The sequence below is a fragment of the Thiohalocapsa halophila genome, assembly GCF_016583825.1.
Classification (GTDB): domain Bacteria; phylum Pseudomonadota; class Gammaproteobacteria; order Chromatiales; family Chromatiaceae; genus Thiohalocapsa; species Thiohalocapsa halophila.
On record NZ_NRRV01000231.1, the window covers coordinates 1 to 881 of the forward strand.

Genomic DNA, 881 nt, shown 5'->3' on the forward strand with positions numbered 1-881 from the left:
AGCAGGTTTTCCGCTGCTCCAGCTGGCCCAGTGACATTGACCCAGCGGTTCGGCAGTGCGCTGAAGCCGAAGGTTGGTTGTCACATGATCCTCCCGGATGGTTCTCACACAAAGACAGAATTTTGTAACACACGTTTTCGTCACTGCGTAAGAAGGATAACCGTCATTTTGCGCGATGGCGGCTTTCGCCTCTGCGCCGAGCGAGCCATCGAGGATCGCCTGATGAAGCCCGCACACCCGCAAACCAATGGCATAGTCGAGCGCTCCAACAGGCGCATTGCCGAGCTGTTGGCCACCAACCGCTTCGGCTCTGGTGAACACCTCGAATACACCCTGCAACGTTGCGCGGCGCTTTACAATCACGATATCCCGCAAAGCAACCTCTGCCATAGCAGCCCCGTGCAAGCCCTCATCCAACGACAGGCAAAACATCCCGAGCTGTTCGTCGCAGCACCGAACAATCTGCCGGGACCTGACACCTAGAGCGAGCCAAACTATGCGCATCCTCGTGAAGTCCATACTCGGGCGTCCTCTTTACGACGCCGAGCCGACTGCTCCTTTGCCGGTCAGTGATGTGACCGCCATATGCGAGGGCGGCCTTACAATAGAAGAACGCCAAGCCATGAGTCTATACTTCTACCAGTACTTCTGGTACGTACTTATCGAAGAGGATGCGAAAAACGAGTGGGATTCTCTTCCTTACGAGAAGAAACGGCAGGCGGCTTTAGTCTTCCAATCTGGCGGCAAGCTCAAAGTCCTTTGCAATCGAACGGAAGACTTACGAAGCGTCTTACCCCCAACGCGCAACTATACATTTCTCTTTTACGCACAAGAAGACCGGGAGAGGTACTTCGTGCATCCAGCGAAAGCAGTCTTCTAAC

General features: G+C 54.6%; 2 protein-coding genes. Both read left to right on the forward strand.

What is annotated here, in order from left to right; translation table 11 throughout:
• A partial coding sequence (locus CKO31_RS26160; protein ID WP_207148134.1) for an integrase core domain-containing protein occupies window positions 1-483 on the forward strand: 483 nt, incomplete at its 5' end.
• A gap of 13 nt (window positions 484-496) precedes the next feature.
• Window positions 497-880 (forward strand): hypothetical protein, encoded by a 384-nt coding sequence (locus CKO31_RS26165; protein WP_200243876.1) that lies wholly within the window; start codon window positions 497-499, stop codon window positions 878-880.
• Window position 881: the final 1 nt, after the last annotated feature.